This window comes from Erythrobacter donghaensis, assembly GCF_001557325.1.
In the GTDB taxonomy this organism is placed as follows: domain Bacteria; phylum Pseudomonadota; class Alphaproteobacteria; order Sphingomonadales; family Sphingomonadaceae; genus Erythrobacter; species Erythrobacter donghaensis_B.
In genome coordinates this window covers 1-21,749 of record NZ_LSJS01000115.1, presented here as the reverse complement: position 1 = coordinate 21,749, position 21,749 = coordinate 1, and the positions used below count along the sequence as shown (strand labels likewise).

17 protein-coding genes are annotated in these 21,749 nt (G+C 69.8%); 7 read left to right on the top strand and 10 right to left on the bottom strand.

The annotated features are described in order from the left end of the window. Positions 1 to 30: 30 nt before the first annotated feature. Together AX692_RS06240 and AX692_RS06235 are read right to left on the bottom strand one after the other, a co-directional pair. Positions 31 to 960, bottom strand: a complete 930-nt coding sequence (locus AX692_RS06240; protein WP_073976107.1) for a helix-turn-helix domain-containing protein — start codon at positions 958 to 960, stop codon at positions 31 to 33. Positions 961 to 1,141: 181 nt separating this feature from the next. Continuing rightward, entirely contained in the window at positions 1,142 to 1,438 is a 297-nt protein-coding gene (locus AX692_RS06235) for a hypothetical protein (RefSeq protein WP_073976106.1), read from the bottom strand. A 294-nt stretch (positions 1,439 to 1,732) separates the two neighbouring features. On the opposite strand from AX692_RS06235, the gene AX692_RS06230 reads away from it, so the two are divergent. The 7 genes from AX692_RS06230 (at position 1,733) to AX692_RS06200 (ending at position 13,739) form a co-directional block, all read left to right on the top strand. Then, on the top strand, positions 1,733 to 2,938 hold the full coding sequence (locus tag AX692_RS06230; RefSeq protein WP_155644842.1) for a hypothetical protein: 1,206 nt from the start codon (positions 1,733 to 1,735) through the stop codon (positions 2,936 to 2,938). Positions 2,939 to 3,125: 187 nt separating this feature from the next. Further along, positions 3,126 to 5,336 carry a TonB-dependent receptor gene (locus tag AX692_RS06225; RefSeq protein WP_073976104.1) on the top strand — a complete coding sequence of 737 codons (2,211 nt, stop codon included), beginning with the start codon at positions 3,126 to 3,128 and terminating at the stop codon, positions 5,334 to 5,336. 124 nt (positions 5,337 to 5,460) lie between these two features. Further along, entirely contained in the window at positions 5,461 to 6,369 is a 909-nt protein-coding gene (locus AX692_RS06220) for a helix-turn-helix domain-containing protein (protein ID WP_073976103.1), read from the top strand. A 114-nt stretch (positions 6,370 to 6,483) separates the two neighbouring features. Next, entirely contained in the window at positions 6,484 to 6,996 is a 513-nt protein-coding gene (locus AX692_RS06215; RefSeq protein WP_073976102.1) for an RNA polymerase sigma factor, read from the top strand. 46 nt (positions 6,997 to 7,042) lie between these two features. Beyond that, entirely contained in the window at positions 7,043 to 7,978 is a 936-nt protein-coding gene (locus tag AX692_RS06210; RefSeq protein WP_081095172.1) for a FecR family protein, read from the top strand. A gap of 18 nt (positions 7,979 to 7,996) precedes the next feature. Then, positions 7,997 to 10,510, top strand: coding sequence for a TonB-dependent receptor (locus AX692_RS06205; protein ID WP_073976101.1), 2,514 nt, complete (start codon positions 7,997 to 7,999; stop codon positions 10,508 to 10,510). 88 nt (positions 10,511 to 10,598) lie between these two features. Beyond that, a complete protein-coding gene (locus tag AX692_RS06200; RefSeq protein WP_230959499.1) occupies positions 10,599 to 13,739 on the top strand; it encodes an autotransporter outer membrane beta-barrel domain-containing protein in 3,141 nt (1,046 codons plus the stop codon). Between the two features lie 56 nt (positions 13,740 to 13,795). Here the strand turns inward: AX692_RS06200 and AX692_RS06195 are convergent, their stop codons facing one another. The 8 genes from AX692_RS06195 to AX692_RS06160 all read right to left on the bottom strand — a co-directional run. After that, the gene (locus AX692_RS06195) at positions 13,796 to 14,125 is read right to left on the bottom strand and encodes a hypothetical protein (protein ID WP_073976099.1); all 330 of its coding nucleotides are present in this window, start codon (positions 14,123 to 14,125) and stop codon (positions 13,796 to 13,798) included. Further along, the gene (locus AX692_RS06190) at positions 14,122 to 15,327 is read right to left on the bottom strand and encodes a molybdopterin-dependent oxidoreductase (protein WP_073976098.1); all 1,206 of its coding nucleotides are present in this window, start codon (positions 15,325 to 15,327) and stop codon (positions 14,122 to 14,124) included. The genes AX692_RS06195 and AX692_RS06190 overlap by 4 nt, the downstream gene beginning before the upstream one ends. Further along, positions 15,324 to 15,935, bottom strand: a complete 612-nt coding sequence (gene ribB, locus AX692_RS06185; RefSeq protein WP_073976097.1) for a 3,4-dihydroxy-2-butanone-4-phosphate synthase — start codon at positions 15,933 to 15,935, stop codon at positions 15,324 to 15,326. Before ribB ends, AX692_RS06190 begins: the two co-directional genes overlap by 4 nt. Further along, a complete protein-coding gene (locus AX692_RS06180) occupies positions 15,935 to 16,522 on the bottom strand; it encodes an NADPH-dependent FMN reductase (RefSeq protein ID WP_073976096.1) in 588 nt (195 codons plus the stop codon). Before AX692_RS06180 ends, ribB begins: the two co-directional genes overlap by 1 nt. Next, positions 16,519 to 18,009 carry a glycerol-3-phosphate dehydrogenase gene (locus AX692_RS06175; protein WP_196489988.1) on the bottom strand — a complete coding sequence of 497 codons (1,491 nt, stop codon included), beginning with the start codon at positions 18,007 to 18,009 and terminating at the stop codon, positions 16,519 to 16,521. The genes AX692_RS06180 and AX692_RS06175 overlap by 4 nt, the downstream gene beginning before the upstream one ends. After that, on the bottom strand, positions 18,009 to 19,103 hold the full coding sequence (locus AX692_RS06170) for a YeiH family protein (protein WP_073976095.1): 1,095 nt from the start codon (positions 19,101 to 19,103) through the stop codon (positions 18,009 to 18,011). The genes AX692_RS06175 and AX692_RS06170 overlap by 1 nt, the downstream gene beginning before the upstream one ends. A 115-nt stretch (positions 19,104 to 19,218) precedes the next feature. Then, positions 19,219 to 20,484 (bottom strand): MFS transporter, encoded by a 1,266-nt coding sequence (locus AX692_RS06165; protein ID WP_073976094.1) that lies wholly within the window; start codon positions 20,482 to 20,484, stop codon positions 19,219 to 19,221. Between the two features lie 102 nt (positions 20,485 to 20,586). Next, the coding region (locus AX692_RS06160; RefSeq protein WP_155646272.1) for a TonB-dependent receptor at positions 20,587 to 21,749 on the bottom strand (1,163 nt) is incomplete at its 5' end.

The window sequence follows — 21,749 nt, the reverse complement described above, 5'->3', positions numbered from 1 at the left end:
CGTGCCTGCCCGAGGTCGCCGACGGCGCCGTCAGGCGCGCACCGCGCGGCGGTAGCGGCCCGGCGAGATGCCGACTTCGCGGCTGAAGGCAGCGGTGAAATGGGCCTGGTTGGCAAAGCCGCATTCGAGCGCGAGCTCGGCCAGCGGCATGGAATCGTCGGCCAGCATCTGCCGCGCCCGTTCAAGCCGCCGCGCGCGCAGGAAATGATAGGGCGTCTCGCCCGTTGCCAGCTTGAACACCCGCAGGAAGTGGTTCGCCGAAAGCCCCGCCGCGCGGGCCAGATCGTCGAGCCCGATGCTCTCCTGCAGGTTCGCCTCGATGAAGTCGATCACCCGCTTGAGCTTGGGCGGCGAGAGGTAGATCCGATCGGCCGGTTCGGCGGCCGACATTGCATCGTCGCTTACCAGGAGGCCCGCGATCGCCCGCAGCAGCTCGTCGATCATCAGGCGCGAGCCGAGGCTCGGACGGCGCAGCTCGCTTTCGATCAGGCCCATCAGGTGCGCGACCCGCGGCAGGTGCCGCCCGACGATCGGGGCGAGCGCGTCGGTGCCCTTGCCCTTGCCCTCGCTCTCCAGCAGCGAGGCGATGAGCCCGGGGCGCATATAGAGGATGAACGAGCCTGCCTGGCAATCGAACTGCATCCGGCTGTCGGCCCCGGCGGGGATGAAGCAGCACAGATCGCGGTGGAGCGGGAGGCTCTTGTGGGCACCGCAGAAGTCGATGCCCAAGTTTCCCGATCCGTTGCGATTGACGATCAGCGCGTCCCAATCGTCGGCCTCGGGCGCATCGGCGACGATTTCGACCGTGCCGCGCGCAATGGTGCGGTGGTGGCGCATCGCGACCACGGGGAGCGAGCCGGTGTCGAACAGGGTCACATCGGGCTGGTCCGACCAGTGGATATGGCGGAAGAAGTCGGCTCCCGTGCCCGTTCCGATGTGAAAGCTCGGTACCTCACCCATTGCCATCATCGTGCTCCAAACGCTAGCGACGCAAAGTGTCCGATCCCTGAGACAGTGCAATCATACGTCTGGATGTGACAGTTTGACAGGACGTTCGGGCGGACCACCGACAAAAGCGCAAGATATCGAAACCGTTGGAATGCTGTTAGCCGGATTCGCCGGAACCTGAAATTTCCGTGGCTTATTGCAGGATTCCAATGTCACCCTCGTCCATTCTCAGGGACATGGCCGGCCGTATGTCGACGGTCGCCAACCCGGCCGCGACCAGCGGCAGCTCGGCCACGGCCGCACGCATCTCGTCGGGCGTCTGGATGCACAACAGGGTCAGCTCGTCACGGTCCGTGCTGGCCAGAGCGAGGATAAAGCGGCCCATTTTCGCCCATTCCAGCAGGGCGTCATACTCGGCGCTGCGGTAGAAGCTGACCTCGTCCGTGACTGCCGCAGGCGCGATCCGCAAGGTGACGAGCGTGATCGCCATGTTCGGCGCAAGCAGCCCTTTGGGGCGCCCGGAAAACCACTCGATCCACCTCAGCCAGGGCATAAACGGGATACCTTTCGTGGCCGGGACTACGCCCTTGTCGGCAAGGGCGGCTTTCGAGATCTTGCGCCCTGCTGCCCCTGCGGGCGACGGTTCCGCCTGTCAATCGTCCATTACAGCGAGAAAGCGAAAAACGTGAGCCATCGCGAAAGAAGCGCAAGGAAGCAAAGCGCATCAATGGTCTTGCGGCGATCGGCAGGCGCCCTTTTTCTGCCGAACCACAAGAAGCAAGTGATGCGCAAGTTGAAAAACGCGATGTTGGCGGCGGGGGCGGTGCTGGCCCTCGCGGTGCCTTCGGTCGGTCATGCCGATGTTGTCGTGCGCGGCAAGGAAGGCGCCCCTCTGGACGAGATTCGCGAGGCACCTGCCTCGATCCGCAGCGACCTCAGGACCATCGTCGCCCAGCCGTCGCCCTCGGAGGTCGATCCCAAGCTTCTGGGGCCGGTGCTGCTGATGAAGTCGGCGCATCTCGATCTCGAGAAGGGCACCGCCACCCTGCCGCTGCGGCGGGGCCAGCTGCCCAACGGCACGCCGGTATGGTTCATCCTCACGGATTCCACCGATGAGAACATTTCGGACCTGCAGGGGCTCGCCTATTCGCCCAAGCTCGCCTTTGCGCTGACCGGCAAGGCCACCCGCCGCGCCCGGATCGAAACCAACGGCACCTTCACCTTCGCGGCCGGCAGCGTCGACTTCAAGCCCGCGCTGAGCGTCACCCCGGGGCCGGCCAACGCGCCCTTCCCGCCCAAGGCCTTCCAGCCCGGCTCGGTCGGCGATGCCGATTACACCCCGCTGGTCTATGTCGAGAATTCGGCCAAGTCGATCATCTACAACGCGCCCGTCGTCAGCCAGGCGAGCGAGGCCGAATTGAACGCGATGTGCGCGGGCAAGGTCGATTACACCAAGGTCCACGACAAGGTCGCTGCGATCTGCCCGCGTGACGGCACGGTGACGATCAAGATGACCCTTGGCTTCACCTTCGACAAGCCGATCATGTACCTCTCGACCGAAGCCAACGATCCGCTGGTCGCCAGCCTCGAGAACGCCACCTTCACCCCGGCGATGAAGGATATGCCCTTCGCGCTCGAGGACGCATCGCCCGGTGAAAGCGCCGAGCGCATCGTGGTGGTGGTCAACGGCCCGACCGGCAAGGACAACCCGCACCGCCAGGGCCTCGTGAGCGCCCTCTCCGGTGAAGGCGGCCCGCTCAACGTGCTCGGCGGTATCCCCACCATCAACCTCGACTATTCGCCGATGTGGCGCCTGTTCCCGGCGGTGTGGACCGAGGAGGCGATCCAGAAGGGCTACCGCTATCGCATCACCAGCGCGCTGCAGGCGGCCGAGATGTCGCACCGCGGCTTCATCAAGAGCCTCGACGGCGGCGATTTCCGTGCGGTTGGTTTCATCGTCAACTGCCCGGTGGTCTACCGCATCAACTGAGGGGGGCGACTGCTCCAGTCCCCACGGGTCATGCTATGCCCCCTCCTGCATGACCTGCACCTAGCGCCGGGAAGGAAAGCACACACCTTCCCGGCGCGCCCCTTGCCCGGCAAGGATGCCGGATGAGCGGGTCTCACCGACCTGTCTGAGCGCGGCGACCTCGGGCCAAAGCCAACAGGAATTTCCTATGCGTTCGACCCCCGCTTCCCTCGCTGCGCTGGCCAGTTGCGCCGCGCTGGCGTTCGCCGGGCCGGCCCTTGCCCAGGACGAGGTCGCGCCCGAGGCGCAGGATCAGGCGGCCGAGGCGCAAGCCGGCACCCCACCGGTCATGATGGACGACGGCGAAGCACCTCCGTCCGATGCGATGGACCTCATGTCCATGCTCGAGGGCGCGGATGCGATGGACTCCGATGCGCCGGGCGCGGAAATGATCACCGAGATCATCGTCACCGGCACCCGCCGCCGCGCGCGCGTCACCGCCCCGGTCTCGGGCGCGGTGTTGTCGGGCGACGAACTCGCACGCGCCGGCCGCGCAACGCTGGGCGAGACGCTGGCGAGCCTGCCCGGGGTCTCCTCCACCGCCTTCGGCCCCGGCGTCTCGCGCCCGGTGCTGCGCGGGCTTCAGGGCGAGCGCACGCGGCTGCTGATCGACGGCATCCAGAGCCTCGACGTCTCCAACACCAGCCCCGATCACGCGGTCGCGATCAACCCGCTGGTGGCCGACCGCATCGAGGTGCTGCGCGGGCCCTCGGCGCTGCTCTACGGCTCGGGCCTCGTCGGCGGCGTGGTCAACACGAAGGTCGCGCGCGTGCCCGACCGCCTGCCTTCCGCGGCGATCACCGGGCGCGCCTCGGCGAGCTACGGCTCAGCTTCGGACGAGGTGGTGCTCGGCGCCGCGCTCGACGGGGGCGGGGGCAAGCTCGCTTGGCACCTCGATGGCCACTGGCTCGACACCGGCGACCTCGACATCGGCGGCTTCGTGCTTGCCCCCGGGCAGCGCGTCGCGGCGCAGGCCTCGCCCGATGCAGGCATCCGCGCGCTCGCCGACCTGCGTGGCCGGCTGCCCAACAGCGCCGCGCAGAGCTGGGACATCGCCGGCGGCGCGTCCTTCGTGCTCGACGAGGCGCATTTCGGGCTTGCCGTCACCCATTCGGAGAGCCGCTATGGCCTGCCCACCCGCTTCTCCTTCGATCCGGCCGCGCCCGTGCCCAACACCCTGATCGACCTCCAGCAGACGCGGGTCGACTTCGCCTCCGAGATCGGCTTGCAGGGCGCGTGGGTCGAGGCGCTGAGGTTCCGGTTCGGCTGGGCCGACTATGCGCATGACGAGGTGCTCGACACCGGCGAGCTCACCGCCACCTTCCTCAACCAGGCGTTCGAGGGACGGGCAGAGGTGGTCGGCGCGCAGCGCGGCATCTGGCGCGCGACCACGGGCGTGCAGTTCGTCAGCCGCGATTTCAGCGTTCTGGCGGAATCACCGCTGCTGCCGCCCACCCAGACCGGCCAGTTCGCGGTGTTCTCGTCCCACGAGTTCAATCTCGCCCCGGTGCGGGTCGAGGCTGCGCTGCGCTGGGAGACGACCGCAATCGAGGCACGTCCCGATCCGGCGCTGGGCAACGCTGCGCAGGAACGCGACTATTCCGGCCTCTCGGGCTCGCTCGGGGCAAGCTACGCCGCCGCGCCGGGGCTGGTGATCGCCGGCAGCGGCTTCTTCTCGCGCCGCGCGCCGGTGGTCGAGGAACTCTACACCCAGGGAACCGATCCGGGCACGCAGGGCGTGCTGCTGGGCAATCCCGATCTGCCGCAGGAGACCGCCTGGGGCTTCGAGGGCGTGGTGCGCGGCTTCGGCACGAAGTGGAGCCTCGAGGCCTCGGCCTATTACAACCGCTTCCCCGACTACATCTTCACCGCGCAAACCGGCGCGGTGGTGGACGGCCTGCCGGTGTTCCAGTTCCTCGCGGACGAGGCGGAGTATTACGGCTTCGAAGTGCAGGGCAAGCTCGACCTGTTCGATGTGGGCAGCGCCACCATCGGGGTCGACGCGCTGATGGACTACACCCGCGCGACCCTGGCGGACGGCACGCCGGTGCCGCGCATCCCGCCGCTGCGTGTGCTGGGCGGGGTGAGCGCGCGGGCGTCGGCCTTCGATGCGCGGATCGAGGTCGAATGGGCCGACCGCATGGACCGGGTGAGCGACTTCGAGACCCCGACCGAGGGCTATGTTGTCGCCAACGCGAGCTTCGACTGGCGGCCCTTTGCCGACCGTCCCGACCTCACCCTGAGCGTTAGCGCCAACAACATCTTCGATGACACCGTGCGCCGTCATGCCAGCTTCCTGAAGGATTTCGCCCCCAATGCCGGGCGCGACATCAGGCTGCGGGCGCGGATCGCATTCTGAGACAGGAGGGAGGTGCTGTAGCAAATGCTACGAAAAAGCAAGAATTCGAAAACCGCAGGCTCCGGCTTCGGGCAGATTGCGCTGCGGCAAGCGTAAGGCGGGACGAACGGACGGGAGGGTGTGGATGACCGGGATCGGTCAGGTGCAGCACACGCATACGGGATATCAGGCGATCGACTGCGTCGCCTATCGGCACGCGCCTGCCGCCCTGTCGCTCGCCGCCGCCCCGCGCGACATCGTGCTCTACCGGATCGTCGATTACGGCCCCTCGCGTGTCACCAGCGCCGACCGACCGGCCGATCACAACGAATTGCTCCTGCTGACCCGCGGTTCAGGGCACCCGGCCTTCGGCTGCATGGCCGGCGAGCGCTACACCGTCGCGGCCAACCGCGATCTGCGCGCCAGCTTCGTGCCGAGCGGGGCGGATTCGCAGATCGAATTCGGCACCTCGGCCAAGAGCGTCAATCTGGTCTTCCCCAAGGGCTTCCTCGACAGCCTGCTCGAGGATCGCGGCGGGCGCGCCTCGGTGCCGCTGCTGTTCAGCGAGAACACCGCGCTGATCGGCCTCATCAGCCTGATCGAGCTCGAGCTGTTCCGCCCCGGCCTCGCCACCGATATCGTCGCCGAGCAGGCGATGCGATCGATGGCGCTGATCCTGTCGGGCATCGACCCCCACGGCTTCATCGCCGAGAGCGAGCGGATCAGCCTGCCGCCGGTGCGGTTGAAGCGGGTGATCGAATTCATCGAGGCCAATCTTGCCGAGCCGCTGACGCTCGATCTGCTGGCGCATGTCGCGGGGCTTTCGGTGTTCCACTTCGCGCGGGTGTTCCGGCAGGCGACGGGCTCCAGCCCCTATCGCTACGTGAGCGAGCGGCGGCTGCAGCACGCCCAGCGCCTGCTGATGTCGCCCGAGCTCTCGGTGCACGAGATCGCGCGCGCCTGCGGCTTCCCGCGCCATGCCAATTTCAGCGCGGCCTTCGCCCGCGCGCGCGGCATGTCGCCGAGCGCCTTCCGCGCCTACTTCGCGCTCTGATCGGCGCGCGCGCGAGGCCGGGCGTCAGGCCATTCCCGTTCGGGCCGGGTTCATGCTAGGGGCGCTCAAGCACCCCCGCCGCCTGCCTGCCCGCAACCGCCGATCGATCCGCCCATGGCCCCCACCCTTACGCTCGAAGAGGCCTACCTCGCGCACCGCGAGCGGCTGCTGCGCTTCCTGCGCGCGCGCGGCGGCGGGGAGGCGGCCGAGGATCTGTTGCAGGAGCTGTGGCTGCGCCTTGCCGCCGCGCCCGATCCCGCAGCGGCGGCGGGCCTCGGCTACATGATGCGCGCGGCCGACCGGCTGATGATCGATCGCTACCGCTCCGAGCGCCAGTCCGCCTTGCGCGACAAGGCCTGGGCCGAGGCGCAGCCGGGCATGGCCGACGGCGTTGCGGCCGCCCCCGGCCCCGAGCGCGAACTTGCCGCGCGGCAGGAGGTGGCGCGGGTCGAACGAGCGCTCGCCGAACTCGGCCCGCGTGCGGCGGCGATCCTGCGGCGCCACCGCATCGACGGGCTCACCCAACGCGCGATCGCCGCCGAATTCGGGGTCAGCCTGAGCACGGTCGAGAGCGACTTGCGCCGCGCCTATGCAGCGATCCTTGCGACCCGGGAGGACGGCCCATGAGGCATTCGCCGCGCGTCTCCGTCTTGCAGGCAGGAGAACCTGTCCGATGACCACCGACCAGCCGATCCGCGATGCTGCCCTTGCCTGGGCAATCGCCACGCGCGCGCCCGATTTCGCGGACTGGGACGGGTTTGCCGCCTGGCTCGAGGCCGATCCGGCCCATGCGAAAGCCTACGACGCCGTCCAATACGCGCTCGACGACGCCGACACGGTGCTGGCGGCGCTGCCCGCGCCCGCGCCCGCGCCGGAGCTGGATGAGGTCGCCGCAAACGACAATCCTCCCGGTTGGCTCGCCGGTCGCCGCGCGTGGCTCGGCGGTGCGGTGGCCGCATCGCTGGCGCTCGCGCTGACCTCGGTTCTGTGGTTCGGGCCCGGCGGCGAGACGCTCTACCGCACCGCTCCCGGCGAGACCCGGCTGATCGCGCTCGAGGATGGCAGCACGGTCGAACTCGCGGGCGGCAGCACCCTCGCGCTCGAGGGCGCGCGCGCCGCGCGGCTCGAACAGGGCCAGGCGCTGTTCACCATCCGCCACGACGCCGCCGATCCCTTTGTCCTCACCGCCGGCGGGGAACGGCTGGTGGACGCGGGCACGGTGTTCGATGTGCGGCTGGCGGGCGAGACGCTCGATGTCGCGGTGGCCGAAGGCGCGGTGATCGTCGACCCCGAGGGCGCAGCGATCCGCCTCGACCCGGGCGAGCGGGCGGTACGCGCGGACGGAAGGTTTCGCCGCGCCGAGGTCGACACCGCGATGGTGGGCGAATGGCGCCGCGGGCGGATCAGCTTCGAGGCCGCGAACCTTGCCGAGATTGCCGCCGAGCTCACCCGCGCGACCGGCACCCGCTTCACCAGCACTGACACGGCGACGCGCCTGTCGGGCAGCATCGCGGTGGATGCGGTGCGCGCCGATCCGGAGGCGCTGGGGCCGCTGCTGGGCGTGCGGATTATGCGCTCGAACGATGACTGGATGATTGCCGCGCGCTAGCGGCTAGAGCCTCGCGCCATGAAGCCGCTTGCCCCCCTTGTTGCAATCGTGAGCCTTGCCGCGGCTTCGCCGCTGGCGGCGCGCAGCGTCGAGCTGGCGATCCCGGGGGGCACGGTGTCCGAGGTCGCGATCGCGCTCGCACGGGCGACGGGGGCGAGCATCGTCATCGCCGACCCTGCGCTGGGCCGCAGGCCGGTGGCCGGGATCAGGGGGCGGATGGACGCCGACAGCGCGGTCAGGCGGCTCGCCAGGGCGGGCGGGCTCAAGGCGGTGAAGGTCGGGCCGGGCGCGTGGCGGCTGATCGCGGCGCCGCGCAGCACCCCGCTGCTCGCCCGCGCACGCCCGGCGCGCCCCGCGCCGGTCGCACGCGCCGCCGCCGCACCCGCGCCCGAACCGCCAAGCGAGGGCCCCCCGATCATCGTCACCGCGACCAAGCGCGACCTCACCTATGCCGAGACCGCGGGGCAGGTGACCCTGCTCGACGGCGAGGTGCTGCAACGCGGCGGGGTCGGCGGCACCGAGAAGATCATGCAGCGCGCGGCGACCGTCAGCTCGACCTATCTCGGCAGCGGGCGCAACAAGCTGTTCATCCGCGGCATCGCGGATTCGAGCTTCACCGGGCCGACGCAGGCGACCGTGGGCCAGTACTTCGGCGACCTGCGCCTGTCCTACAACGCCCCCGATCCCGACCTGCGCCTGTCCGACATGGAGCGGGTCGAGATTCTCGAGGGGCCGCAGGGCACGCTCTATGGCGCTGGTTCGCTCGGCGGGATCATCCGGCTGGTGCCGCGCGCGCCGGAGCCGGGCGAGACCAGCCTCGTGATCTCCGGCGGGGCGAGCGCGATCACGCAGGGCGAACCGGGCGGCGATGCCCATGCGACCATGAACCTTCCGCTCGCAGGCGAGACCGCGACGCTGCGGTTGAACCTCGATGCGGCGACGCTCGGCGGCTATATCGACAAGCCCGCGATTGGCCGCCGCGATGTCAACCGCACCGCGATCCTCTCGGGCCGCGCGGCGCTCCGGCTCGATCTCGCGCCCGATTGGCAGGCGGACGTGATCCTCCTCGGGCAGGACACCCGCGCCGACGACAGCCAATATGCCGACCGTGCCGGACGCCGCCTCGAGAGCTCGGCCGCGGTGACAGAGGGCTCGGCGGCGCAATACGGGCAGGCGCAGCTGGTGGTGAGCGGGCGGATCGGGGAGGTGCAGATCAAGTCCTCGACCGGGATCGGCGCGCAGGACCTGACCGAACGCTACGACGCGACCGCGCCCGGCGGCCCCGCGCGGCTGTTCCGCCAGCGCAACCAGATGCGCATGATCGCCAACGAGACGCGGGTCTGGCAGCCGGTCGGCGAGGGCGGTTTCGGCTGGGTGCTGGGCACCAGCGTCATCGACAACCGCAACACCGTCACCCGCAGATTGGGCGAGATCGAGGCGGCGCGGGTGGTGGCGGGCGTCGCCGCCGGGGATGAGGCACCCGCGCTGATCGCCGCGCTGCCGACCAGCACCGGCGTGCGCAACACCGTGTTCGAGATCACCGGCTATGGCGAGGCGAGCTACCGCGTGCGGCCCCGCCTGACCCTGACCGCGGGGCTCCGGGTCACCAATGTCGAACTGGGCGGAGCGGGCGAGGACGTCCTGCCGGTCTTCGCGCTCGCCGCGCAGGCCCGCGCGATCACCGCCGAGCGGCGCGAGACTGCCATTCTGCCCTCGGCCGCCGCGCTGCTCGACATCGGCGAGGGCGGGCGCGCGTGGTTTCGCTATCAGGAGGGCTTCCGCCCCGGCGGCCTTGCGGTGGCGGGCGATTTCGTGCGCCAGTTCCGCTCAGACCACGCGCGCACGGTGGAACTGGGCGGGGGCTGGGGCGAGCCCGGGCGCGGGGACTTCGACCTTTCCGCCAGCCTCTCCTACACCCGCTGGCGCGACATCCAGGCCGATTTCATCGACGTCGGCGGGCTGCCTTCGACCGCCAATATCGGCAATGGCGATCTGTGGTCGGCGAGTGTCTCGGGCTCGGTTCGCATCGCGCCCGGCCTGCGCGCCGAGGCCGGGGCGACGTTCAACGACAGCAGGGTCGACGAGCCGGTGTTCTTCGCGCCGACCGCCGTTTCGCTCGCGGGCTTCGACCTCGTCGCGCCCGCCGGTGCCGACGCGTCCGCGCGCTTCCTTGCCGCGCCGCGCCTCACCCGCATCCCCAATATCGCGCGCTTCTCGGGAAGGGCGGGGCTGCAATGGCACCGCGACTTTGCCAATGGCACCGCGCTCACGGCCGATGCCTGGGTGAGCTATGTCGGCACATCGCGCCTGGGGGTCGGGCCGGAGCTGGGCGACTTGCAGGGCGATTATCTCGACAGCGGGGCGATTGTCCGCTGGGGGCGCGAGAACGCCGGGCTGACGCTTTCGATCACCAATATCGCGAACGAGGAGGGCAACCGCTTCGCGCTTGGCACGCCGTTCGCCACGGGCCGCGCGCAGATCACCCCGCTGCAGCCGCGCACCATCCGCATCGGCTTCGACGCGCGCTTCTGAATTTTTTTCAAATTCGCATCAAGGCAGCCGCGCGAGCGCTCCGTCTCCTGTTCGAACGACCAGGAGGACCCCCTTGCTTAACCCCCGCTTGCTTTTCGCCGGAACCGCGCTCGCGACCATCGCCACGCCCTTCCTTGCCGCGAAGCTCTCCGCGCAGACCGTCATCAGCACCGCGCGCACCACGCCCGTCGTCACCTCGACGGTGAACGGCGGCCAGCCCAATGACGTGCGGATCGAGAGCGCCGGTTCGGTCACCGTCACCAGCGGCACCGCGGTGACGGTCGACAGCAACAACTCGGTGACCAACGCGGGAAACATCACGATCAGCAATGCCGACAATGCCACCGGCATCCTGGTGACCGGCGCGCGCACCGCCAACATCACCAATTCGGGCACGATCACCATCGACGAGGCCTATACGCCCACTGATACCGACAATGACGGCGATCTCGACGGGCTGTTCGCGCTTGGCACCGGGCGCACCGCGATCCGCATCGACGGGGCGCTGACGGGCAACCTCGTCCACACCGGCACGATCGTGGTCGAAGGCAACAATTCGGGCGGCATCCGCGCGAGCGCACCGATCACCGGGATGGTCACCATCGAAGGCCGAACCACCGTCACCGGCAACAATTCCGTCGGCGTGGCGCTGGGCGGCGTGTCGGGCAATGTCCGGCTGGCGGGCGAGATCACCGTGCGCGGGTCGGGCGCGCAGGGCGCGGTGCTGAGCGGCGACCTTGGCGGCGCGCTGCGCGTCCAGAGCGCGATCACCGCGACCGGTTATCGCAGCACCACCCTGCCGGCCGATGCCTCGCGGCTCGATGCCGACGACCTGCTGCAAGGCGGCAGCGCGCTGGTGATCGAGGGGAATGTCGCGCGCGGGATCATCTTCGAAATCGCGCCGAGCGACACCGTCGCTTCCGACAATGACGAGGATGACGACGGGATCGAGGACGCGCGCGAGGGCAATACCCGCATCATCGCCTATGGCGCGGCCCCGGCGGTGCAGATCGGCGGCGCGAGCGACATCGCCATCGGCGCGACGCAGGGCACCGCCAGCCAGTTCGGCATCGTCATGGCCGGGACGATTCTGGGCGACGGGGTCTATCAGGGCGTCAATGCCACCGGCATGCGGATCGGCGGGCGCGGCGGGGATGTCGCCGTCGCGGGCGGCATCCAGATCAACGGCCAGATCGGAGCCGTCTCGCGCGGGGGCAATGCGACCGCGGTGGAGCTGGCCGCAGGGACCTCGACCCCGGAGCTGCGCAACGCGAACACCATCGCCGCCACGGTCAGCGGCACCACCGGCACCGGCACGGCGACGGGCGTGCTGATCGGCGCCGACGCCGCGCTCCCCACCTTGCGCAATTCGCGCAGCATCACCGCGACCACGATCAAGGACGGCACCGCCTATGCCATCCGCGACCTTTCGGGCACGCTCGGCCTGATCGAGAACAGCGGCACGATCACGGCGACCGGCGCCGAGGCGGGATCGGGCCGCAATGTCGCGATCGACCTCACCGCCCGCACCGGCGACAGCATCGTGCGCCAGACCGTGGTCGCGGCGGGCACCACCGCACCGACCATCACCGGCGACATCCGCTTCGGCGGGGGCTCGGATCTGCTCGAGCTGGCCGACGGCGGCTTTGCCGGCAATGTCAGCTTCGGCGCGGGCACCAACCGCCTCACCATGAGCGGCGATGCGGTGATGGTGGGCAATGCCGATTTCGGCGGTGGGGCGGGGACGCTGAGCCTGGCTGGTACCGCGGCTTTCTCGGGCAGGCTCCTCAATTCGCAGAATGTCGCGGTCAACCTCGCCGGCGGCTCGCTGGCGCTGAACGGGCCGACCACCATCGCCAGCCTCAATGTCGGCAACAACGCGGTGATCGGCGCGACGCTGGGCGGGGCGGCGGGCAGCAGCACCGCCATCACCGTGACCGGCGCGGCCAGTTTCGGCACGGGCACGAGGATCGCCATCCGTCTTGCCGACATCAACACGGCGGTGGGCACCTACACCGTCATCTCGGCCGGCAGTCTGACCGGCGCGAGCAACCTCACCGCGGATTCCGCGCTGGTGCCGTTCCTCTACAAGGCCGCCCTCGCGGTGAGCGGCAACAACATCAATGTCGCGATCAGCCGCAAGGCCAACAACGAGCTGGGCCTCAACGCCTCGGAAGCGGCCGCCTTCGACGGGCTGTTCGCCGCCTTCTCGAAGGACACCAAGGTCGCCGACCTGTTCCTCGGCATCAACACCGCCGAGGTGTTCCAGGCCTATGTCGCCCAGACCCTGCCCGACCATGCGGGCGGCAGCTTCGAGGGCCTCAGCCAGGGCCTGCGCGCCTTCGACCGGCACTTCATGGACCCCAATTCACCCTTCGATCAGGAAGGCAAGTTCCGGATCATCGCCGATTTCGCCAACTGGAACGTCGAGAAGGACCGCGGGCAATCCGCCGCCTTCGACCTCTCGGGTCTCGGCTTCCGGGGCGGGGCGGAATACCTCACCAGCCTCGGCGCCTTCGGGGTGACCGGCAGCTGGCTGTGGAACAAGCACAAGAACGGGCCCTTCGACAATTCGGTCCTCTCCGACAGCTACGAGGCGGGCGCGCATTGGCGTGGCAAGTTCGGCCCCGTGATCGCCTTCGCGCGCGTGGGCGCGGGCAAGGCCGACTTCTCGGGCAGCCGGGTGTTCGCCGGCGGCACGGGCACCAATGCCGCCAATTACACCATCACCCGCGACTGGAAGGGCGACTTCGTCACCGCCACCGGCGGCGCCTCGATCGAGGGCGGCGGGCAGTTCTTCTTCTTCCGCCCCTCGGTGGTGGTGGATTACCTGCGCCTCAAGGAGGACGGCTACACCGAGACGGGCGGCGGCACGGCCTTGAACCTCACGGTCGAGGAGCGGGCGAGCAAGGAGGTCGGCATCAACGGCGCGGTGGCCGTGGGCGCCGACCTGTTCGGCATGCAGGCGCGCGACCGAGGCTGGCTGCGGATCGAGGGCGAGGGCGGCTGGCGCGAGCTCTTGACCAGCGACCTCGGCGCGACCCGCGCGCGCTACAACACCGGCCAGCAGTTCACGCTCACCCCCGAAGGCCGCGACAGCGGCTGGTTCGCCCGCGCGCGGGTGCTGGGCGGGGACGGCAGCTACAAGGTCGCCGGGGAGGTCGGGCTGGAAGAGCAGTTCGGCAATATCGGCTACAGCTTGCGCGCATCCATCCGCCTCGGCTGGTGATGGGCGCGGGTGTCGGCCGGCGAAGCCCCCCAGCCTGTCCGGCCGACACCCAAACGCTAATGCTCGCTCTCGGGCAGGCTCTGCACGTGCACCATGTAGCCGACGATCGCGGGCACCGCCGCATCGTCGACCGGGGCCTTGTAGAGCTTCTTCATCTTGCCCACGATCGACTCCCACTTCTCGGCAGACACCTTGGGCTGCTGGAGCATGGTCGAGGGCGAGTGGCAGGCGGTGCAGTTCTCCAGCACCGCATCGCGCCCCGGGCCTTCGGGGAGGTCGACGGGATCATCGGGCAGGGCGATGCTCGCATCCTGGAACGCGACCTTCGCGGGGCTGTCGCAGGCTGCCAGAAGCAGCAGCGCGGGGAGGATGGCGCGCCGCATCATCGCGCCCTCAGGGTGATGCGTTCGATGACGCTCCGGGCATAGCCGGAGGGGTTCCAGACCAGCGCCTCGGGCTGCACCGCGCCGTTGACGTTGCGGGCGCGCACGCCGATGGCCTCGAGGCTGCCCGCGACCTGCGGCAGGCTCACCGACCAGCGGCGGAAGGCATAGGGGCCTGCGTCCTCGGCACCGAGGTCGCAGGGGATCTCCCAGCCCTTCCCGACGAGGTCGACCCGTTCGAGCGCCGCGTCGCCCCCCATGGCGATGCCCTCCAGCACCAGCGGCTTGCCCAGCGCCACGGTCTCGCCATCGGCATGGCTGGTGATGAAGGCGCGCGGGGGCATGGCGGTGATGGGGACGGTCGCGAAGTCCTTGCTCTCGGGCGTCACCGGCTCGGCGGGCATGCGGTAGGAGTCCGCCATGTAGTAGCTGTCGTCCTCGCCGCTCAGCACCTCGATGGTCGAGAGCATCTTGACCCAGTAGGTCGAGAACCACCCCGGCACCACGATCCGCAAGGGGAAGCCGTGGAGGATGGGGAGCGGCTCGTCGTTCATCGCCCAGGCGACGAGCACATCGTCGCGCATCGCGATGTCCATCGGCAGCGACTTGATGAACTGCGGCGCGCCCTCGGTTAAGGTCACATCGAGACCCGCGTAGCGCACTCTTTTCGCGCCCTCGGCGACCCCGGCCTTGGCCAGCACGTCCTTGAGGCGCACCCCGGTCCACTTGGCGCAGCCCATCGCCCCGTTGCCCCACTGGGTGCCGGTCACCCTCGGCTCGGAGAGGCCCCGACCATTGCCGGCACATTGATTTATGGCAACGATTTCAATGGCTTCGCCCGCCCCCGCAATCTCCTCCAGCGTCAGCGACACCGCCTGCTTCACCGCCCCGCCGATCGCCACCCGGTGATCGGCCGCCTTGACCTCGGTCGGCATCGGCCAGTTCCAGCGGACGAACATCCGGTCATTGGGGGTGATGATCCCTTCGCGGAACACCGCCATCGGGGTCTCGAGCAGCGGGGGCCGGATGCGCTGGACGATCATCTCGCCCTTGCCGGGAAAGGCGGGCGTGGTGGGCCGCAGGCTCGGTCCGCCGGGGAGGGCGAGATCGATCATCCTCCCCCCGCTCAGCGCGTGGACCACCGCCGGAGCCGCGAGCGCCGCCCCTGCCAGCACACTGCGCCGGGTGACCTGATCGTCGCTCATGCCTTCACCCCCTCTGCCCGCGCGATCAGCTCCCCGATATCGGCCACTTCGAGGCCGTGCGCCGCGATCAACTCGCCGATGTCGTCGATGCGCGCCATCTCGCCATCGTCGCGCATGATCGAGCAGATCACCGCCGCATCCCCCGCACCCGCCATCCGCGCAAGATCGATCGAGGCCTCGCACGCCGCCGCTCGCTCCAGCACCCCGCCGGGGCGCGCGATCAGCGGGAAGACGTGGCCGGGTGAGTGGATATGCGCAGGCGTTGCCCCCTCGGCGATCGCGACGCGCACCGTATGCGCGCGGTCGGCGGCGGAGATGCCGGTCGAGACGCCCTCGGCCGCCTCGATCGAGCGCGCGAAGGGCCGCCCGGTCTGGCGCTCAGGTCCGGGGTTGACGAGGCTGAGGCCGAGCTGTCCGGCGCGCTCGGGCGTCACCGCGAGGCAGATGAGGCCGCGGCCGTGGGTCGCCATGAAATTGATCGCCTCGGGGGTCACATGGCTGGCGGCGCACATCAGGTCGATGTCCCCGCCGCGCAGCCGGTCGCCTGCAATGACGACGATGCGCCCCGCGCCGATCGCTTCCAGCGCCCTTTCAAGCGCCGCGCGCATCACGCAAGATCCCTTCCGGCAGCGAAGCTCTTCGCGCCGAGCACCACCTGCTTGCCGACCAGCTCGATCTGCCCGCGCGCGCGCTCGTCGAGGCATTCGCCGTCGGGGGAGAACATCCCCTGATAGGTGCGGATCGTCGCGCCCATCGGGGTCGGCCAGCCGCGTAGCGCATGGGTGATCGCGCGCATGGTGAGGAGCGTCGACATCGAGGCCTGGTCGCCGAAGGCCGTGGCGATCAGGCCGACGGCGCGGCCATCGAGATAGGGCCGCTCGTCGCGCGCCAAGTCCTCGAGGTAGTCGAGCGCGTTCTTGACCACGCCCGAGATCGTGCCGTGATATCCGGGGGCGGCGACCAGCAACCCGTCCGCCGCGCGCACCGCCGCGACCATCTCCGCGCCCCAGGTCGCATCGTGCCCGGGGCCGCGATAGTGGGGGAGGGCGGCGAGATAGTCGCCGCCGAACACCGTCACCTCGGCCCCTTCGCCCGCAGCGATGCTGCCAGCCAGGCGCAGCGCCTGTTCGGTCGAGGAGCCGGGATTGACCGTGCCGCCGAGGGCCACGATTTTCGTAGAGGTGGGCCGGGTCATGCGGGGCGAGTCCTTTCAGCGAGATGGGCGGCGAGGGCGGCGGTCTGTTCGCGGGTGAAGTGCAGCCCGAGCTTGGTGCGGCGCCACAGGATGTCCTCGGCGGTGACGGCCCATTCGCGCGCCACGAGGTGACCGACCTCGGCAGCGGTGAGGCCGTGGCCGAAATCCGCGCCGAGATCGGCGCGGGTCGCGGCTTGCCCGAGGAAATCGAACGCCGCCGTGCCGTAGAGGCGCACCAGCCGCTCGGCCTCGCGCGGGGTCAGGAAGGGGTAGCGGGCGACCAGCTCCGCCATCTTCGCAGCCGCCTCGGTAATCCCGAAATCGCCGCCCGGCAGGCATGCGCCGCCCGTCCAGTCCTTGGCCGAGAGCACGGGAAGGAAGGGCGCGAGCTGATCGATCGCCTCGGCGGCGAGGTGGCGGTAGGTGGTGATCTTGCCGCCGAACACCGAGAGCAGCGGCGCGGTTCCATCACTGCCGCCGTCGATCTCGAACCGGTAGCCGCGGGTCGCCGCCTCGGGCTTGCCCGATCCGTCGTCGACCAGCGGTCGCACGCCGGAATAGGTCCACACCACGTCGGCGGGGGTCACGGGCTGGCGGAAATATTCCGAGGCGCCCGCGCACAGATAGGCGATCTCTTCGGGGCTGGCCTTGACCTCGTCGAGCCCGGCCTTGTGGTCGACATCGGTGGTGCCGATCAGCGTGAAGTCGCGCTCGTAGGGGATGGCGAAGAAGATCCGCCCGTCGGGCAGCTGGAAGAAATAGGCGAAGTCGTGATCGAACAGCTTGCGCACGACGATGTGCGATCCGCGCACGAGGCGCATCTTCTGCGCCGACGGCTCGCCCGCGCGCCCCAGCAGGTCGAGCACCCTCGGCCCCGCCGCATTGACCACGGCGCGCGCGTGGAAGGTCTCGCCGCCCGCCTCGATGTGCCACACGTCACCCGCGCGGGCGAGCGCGGTGACCTCGCAGCGGGTGCGCACCTCGGCGCCCCGGTCGGCGGCGTCGCGGGCGTTGAGCACCACCAGCCGCGCGTCGTCCACCCAGCCATCGGAATAGGCGAAGGCGCGGGTGTATTCGGGTTTGAGCGGCGCGCCTGCGGGATGGCGGGCGAGGTCGACGCTCTCGGCAGACGGCAGGCGCTTGCGCCCGCCGATGTGGTCGTAGAGGAACAGCCCCAGCCGCAGCAGCCAGCGCGGGCGCAGGCCCGGGCGGTGGGGGAGGATGAAGCGCAGCGGCCAGATGATGTGCGGCGCGATGCCCCACAGCACCTCGCGCTCGGACAGGGCCTCGCGCACGAGGGCGAATTCGTAATGCTCGAGATAGCGCAGGCCGCCATGGATCAGCTTGGTGGAATTGGACGAGGTGCCCTCCGCCAGGTCGCCGCGTTCGAGCAGCAGCACCTTCGCTCCGCGCCCGGCGGCATCGCGCGCGATCCCCGCGCCATTGACGCCGCCGCCGATCACCGCAAGGTCGAACACCGTCTCCATCAGATCACCCACTGCGCATAGGCGAGCGCCACCGCGAGGCTGGCGATGGTCGCCGCCAGCACCGGCATCACCGCGCGCCAGCCGAGGCCCAGCAGCAGATCGGTGCGGGTGCGCATCGCCGTCGCCGTAACCGCGAGCAGCAGCAAAGTCTTGGACAAAGTCAGCGCGTGGGCGGCGAGGGGGGGCGGGACAGTGACGAGCGAGTTGACGCCCACCAGCGCGAGGAAGGCGAGGATGAAGCCCGGCAGCACGGGCACCCGCGCGCGGCCCACGCCTGCGGGGAGCGGCTCGACGCGCGCGATCCACAAGGCGGCAAGCGTCACCAGCGGGGCGAGCAGCGCGACGCGGGTGAGCTTCACCACGGTCGCCTGCGCGCCCGCCGCGTCGGAGACCGCGAAGCCCGCGCCGATCGCCTGCGCGACGTCATGGATCGAGGCGCCGACGAGGAAGCCCGCCTGCGCGTCGGAGAAGCCGAGCATCGTCGTGAGCGGCGGATAGGTGACGAGCGCGATGGCGCTGGCAGCGGCAAGGATCACGAGGGTGAGGGTGAAGAGCGCCTGATCGATCCGCTCGCGCCCGATCACGCCGTAAAGCGCGAGCGCCGCCGAGGCCCCGCAGATCGCGGTCGCTCCGCCGCCGAGGAGGCCGATGGCGGGGCTCTGCCCGGTCGCGCGCGCGGCGGCGAGCGCGGCGATCAGCGCCGAGCCCATGACCAGCGCGAGCCCCGCGAAGGGCACGATCCCCATCTGGGCGACCTGCATCGCGGTGACCTGGAAGCCGAGCAGCACGATCCCGGCCCGAAGGCCGTGGCGGCTGACCGCGTCGAGTCCGTCATGCGTGCGCGGATCGGCAGCGGCGAAATTGACCGCCAGCCCGATCAGCAGCCCGGCGAGAATGATCGGCACCCCGTAATTCTGCGCCAGCCAGGCGGCGGCCGCACCGGCGATGGCGCTGATCGCCAGCCCGGGGACGAAGCGCGACAGCGGCCTGCGCTCGGCCCTCGCGGCGGCGCTCGCGGTGGTGTCGGCGAGCACCATCTCGCCGAACAGGTCGCCGGCGAAGGCATCGAAATCCGGGCTCGATCCCCGCTTCATCCTGTTGCCGCCCTGTTCCTGCGCCGCATGCCGTGTCCGACTGTGTGTCCGATCGTGTGTCTCACGGTGTCACAAGCCTACCGCGCGCCCTCGGCGAATGCAACCGCGCTGGCCCTCAGTCGAACAGTTCGGCATCGCTCACCGGGCGGCGGATCTCGGGGAGCAGCCACTGGAACCACGCGAGCGCAATGAGGTAGGAGGCGGCGGCGAAGGCGAACAGCGGGCCGTAGCCGAGCCCGGCATCGAGCACCCGGCCCGCCACGAGGCTGATCGCCACCCCGCCCATGTTGCCCATGAAGGCGCCGAAGGCCGTCACCCGCCCGACCTTCTCCCCCGGCACCACGTCGGTGATGGTCGAGAACAGCGAGAGCGAGAAGCCCTGGTGCCCGGCCATGACCACCCCGATCATCACCGCCACCGGCCAGAAACCGCCCAGTTCGAGCACCAGCGGCAGCGGCGCGACGATGAGGGCGCAGACCAGCATCACGCCCTTGCGCACGCGGTTGGGGCTCCACCCCGCCTCGAGCAGCCGGGTCGAGACCCACCCCGCCAGCAGCGCGCCGAGCCCCGATCCGGCAAAGGCGATGGCGAGCGGCACCGCCAGCTCCAGCGTCGAGAGGCCGAATTGCTTGCGGTAGTAATCGGCGAGCCAGAAGTTGATGAACCACCAGGTCATGTCCGACAGGGCCTTGGCGACGACGATCGCCCAGGTCTGGCGGTTCGCGAGGATGGGGCCGTAGGCTGCGCCTCCCGCATTGCGCGCGGATTGCGCGGCCGCGCCGCGCACGTTGAGCGATGCGATGCCGCGCGCCAGCCACATCCAGGCGAACAGCGCGAGGAAGCCGCCGATCCCGCCCGCCACCAGCGCCCCGCGCCAGCCCACCGCCAGCGCCAGCGCCGGGATCACGAAGGGCATCGCGATCGTCCCCGCGCCCGCCAGCATGGTCGCGAAACCGAAGGCGAAGCTGCGCTTGTCGGGCGGGAACAGGGTCGCCACGGTCTTGATGGTGAGCGGGGTCTGCACCGCCTCGGTGACGCCGAGGCCGACGCGCGCGGCGACCACCTGCCAGGTGCTGAAGGCCCAACCGTGCGCCATCGCGGCGAGGCTCCAGGCGCTCGCGCCGACCTGCATCGAGCGGTTCACCCCGAGGCGGTCGACCAGCCAGCCGGTGACGAGGAAGGCGAAGGCGGCGGAGAACTGCGTGACCGCGGCAAGATCGCCGAAGTCCTTGTCGCTCCAGCCGAAATCTTCCATCATGTCGGGCTTGAGGATGGCGATGATCGGCCGGTCCATCGCGTTGAACACCCCCGCGATGCACAGCACCGTGAACAGGCTCCAGCGCAGGCGTGCAGCAATGGGAGAGTGGTCGGCAGCGGCCATCACGGTTTCCTACTTCGGGCAGTCACGGGCAGGCAAGCGCCAGACGGGAAGGGCCGCCGGATCGCTCCGACGGCCCCCGTTTTCGTCACGCTGCCATGCGGCTCAGAACGTCCTGACGCGCAGGGACACGCCGAAATAGCGGTCCGCATCGCGCGGGATCTGCAACCGGCGGCCGCCTTCCAGGTTGAGCAGCACGTAGCTTTCGTCCGCGATGTTGCGGGCGTGGAAGGTCACGCGGTACTTGTCGTCCGGGTCCGACAGGCCGATCGAGGCGTTCCAGATGCCGTAGGGGTCGATCCGGGTGGTGGGCGATTCCCCGAGATCCGAATACTGCGTGCTGGTGTGGCGGTAATCGGTGTTGAGGTACAGCGTCACCCCGCCCAGTTCGCGGGTGTAGTCCCCGCCGATGGTGTAGACGAACTCCGGCGCGAGCGGCAGGACGGTGCCGTTGCGCGCGTCGGGCGCGTTGGTGGTGGGGTTCGGGTTGAACTCCTTGACCCGCGCGTCGGCATAGGCCGCGCTGGCGCGCAGATTGAGGCCGTCGACGGGGTTGACGATGAGGTCGGCCTCGAAGCCCTCGCTCTTCACCGTCCCCGCATTGGTCAGGTTCGAGATCGTGAAACCGTTGACGACGATGAAGTTGTTCGCCTGGAACCCGTCATACTCGACCGTGAAGGCGGCCACGTTGAGCTGCACGCGGTTATCGAGGAACTGCGACTTCACCCCGATCTCGAAGCTGTCGGACAGCTCCTCGTCGATCGGCACCGCGTTGTTGGGGGCGGTGTGGTTGAAGAACACGTTGAAGGCCGGACCCTTGTAGCCGCGGGTGTAGGACCCGTAGAGCATGATGTCCTCGGTCGGCTTGAACTGGATCGCGGCGCGGCCCGACAGGTTGCCGGTGCTGGTCTCGCCCCGGCTGGTGTTGGTGCCGTTGCCGCCGTTGGCGATCAGGCCGCCGGCCGGGTTGAGGTTGGTGCCCGGGCCGGCGACGGGCGCACCGTCGGTGGCATTCTGCGCCGGGGCGCGGGTGTGGGTGAATTCGAGCTTGTCCCAGGTGTAACGCAGGCCTCCGGTCAGCGAGAGCTGCTCGGTGATCTCGTAGGTCGCCTGGCCGAACAGTGCGTAGTTGTTCGACCGCACATCGCTGCGCGAAGTGGCGAAGGGGAACAGGGTGTTGACCGTGTCGGCGAGATTGCACGGGATCGCCCCGCCCGGCAGCGCCGGCAGGGTCGAGGTGGTGCAGGTGATGTTGCGGCGGGTGAAGT

What these genes read in the sequence shown, in the direction of transcription:
- AX692_RS06190 (WP_073976098.1), bottom strand. Translation starts at nt 15,327, where the DNA reads ATGAGCGACGATCAGGTCACCCGGCGCAGTGTGCTGGCAGGGGCGGCG.
- AX692_RS06165 (WP_073976094.1), bottom strand. Translation starts at nt 20,484, where the DNA reads ATGGCCGCTGCCGACCACTCTCCCATTGCTGCACGCCTGCGCTGGAGC.
- ribB (WP_073976097.1), bottom strand. Translation starts at nt 15,935, where the DNA reads ATGCGCGCGGCGCTTGAAAGGGCGCTGGAAGCGATCGGCGCGGGGCGC.
- AX692_RS06180 (WP_073976096.1), bottom strand. Translation starts at nt 16,522, where the DNA reads ATGACCCGGCCCACCTCTACGAAAATCGTGGCCCTCGGCGGCACGGTC.
- AX692_RS06205 (WP_073976101.1), top strand. Translation starts at nt 7,997, where the DNA reads ATGAAGCCGCTTGCCCCCCTTGTTGCAATCGTGAGCCTTGCCGCGGCT.
- AX692_RS06195 (WP_073976099.1), bottom strand. Translation starts at nt 14,125, where the DNA reads ATGATGCGGCGCGCCATCCTCCCCGCGCTGCTGCTTCTGGCAGCCTGC.
- AX692_RS06210 (WP_081095172.1), top strand. Translation starts at nt 7,043, where the DNA reads ATGACCACCGACCAGCCGATCCGCGATGCTGCCCTTGCCTGGGCAATC.
- AX692_RS06220 (WP_073976103.1), top strand. Translation starts at nt 5,461, where the DNA reads ATGACCGGGATCGGTCAGGTGCAGCACACGCATACGGGATATCAGGCG.
- AX692_RS06240 (WP_073976107.1), bottom strand. Translation starts at nt 960, where the DNA reads ATGGGTGAGGTACCGAGCTTTCACATCGGAACGGGCACGGGAGCCGAC.
- AX692_RS06235 (WP_073976106.1), bottom strand. Translation starts at nt 1,438, where the DNA reads ATGGCGATCACGCTCGTCACCTTGCGGATCGCGCCTGCGGCAGTCACG.
- AX692_RS06230 (WP_155644842.1), top strand. Translation starts at nt 1,733, where the DNA reads ATGCGCAAGTTGAAAAACGCGATGTTGGCGGCGGGGGCGGTGCTGGCC.
- AX692_RS06170 (WP_073976095.1), bottom strand. Translation starts at nt 19,103, where the DNA reads ATGAAGCGGGGATCGAGCCCGGATTTCGATGCCTTCGCCGGCGACCTG.
- AX692_RS06225 (WP_073976104.1), top strand. Translation starts at nt 3,126, where the DNA reads ATGCGTTCGACCCCCGCTTCCCTCGCTGCGCTGGCCAGTTGCGCCGCG.
- AX692_RS06175 (WP_196489988.1), bottom strand. Translation starts at nt 18,009, where the DNA reads ATGGAGACGGTGTTCGACCTTGCGGTGATCGGCGGCGGCGTCAATGGC.
- AX692_RS06215 (WP_073976102.1), top strand. Translation starts at nt 6,484, where the DNA reads ATGGCCCCCACCCTTACGCTCGAAGAGGCCTACCTCGCGCACCGCGAG.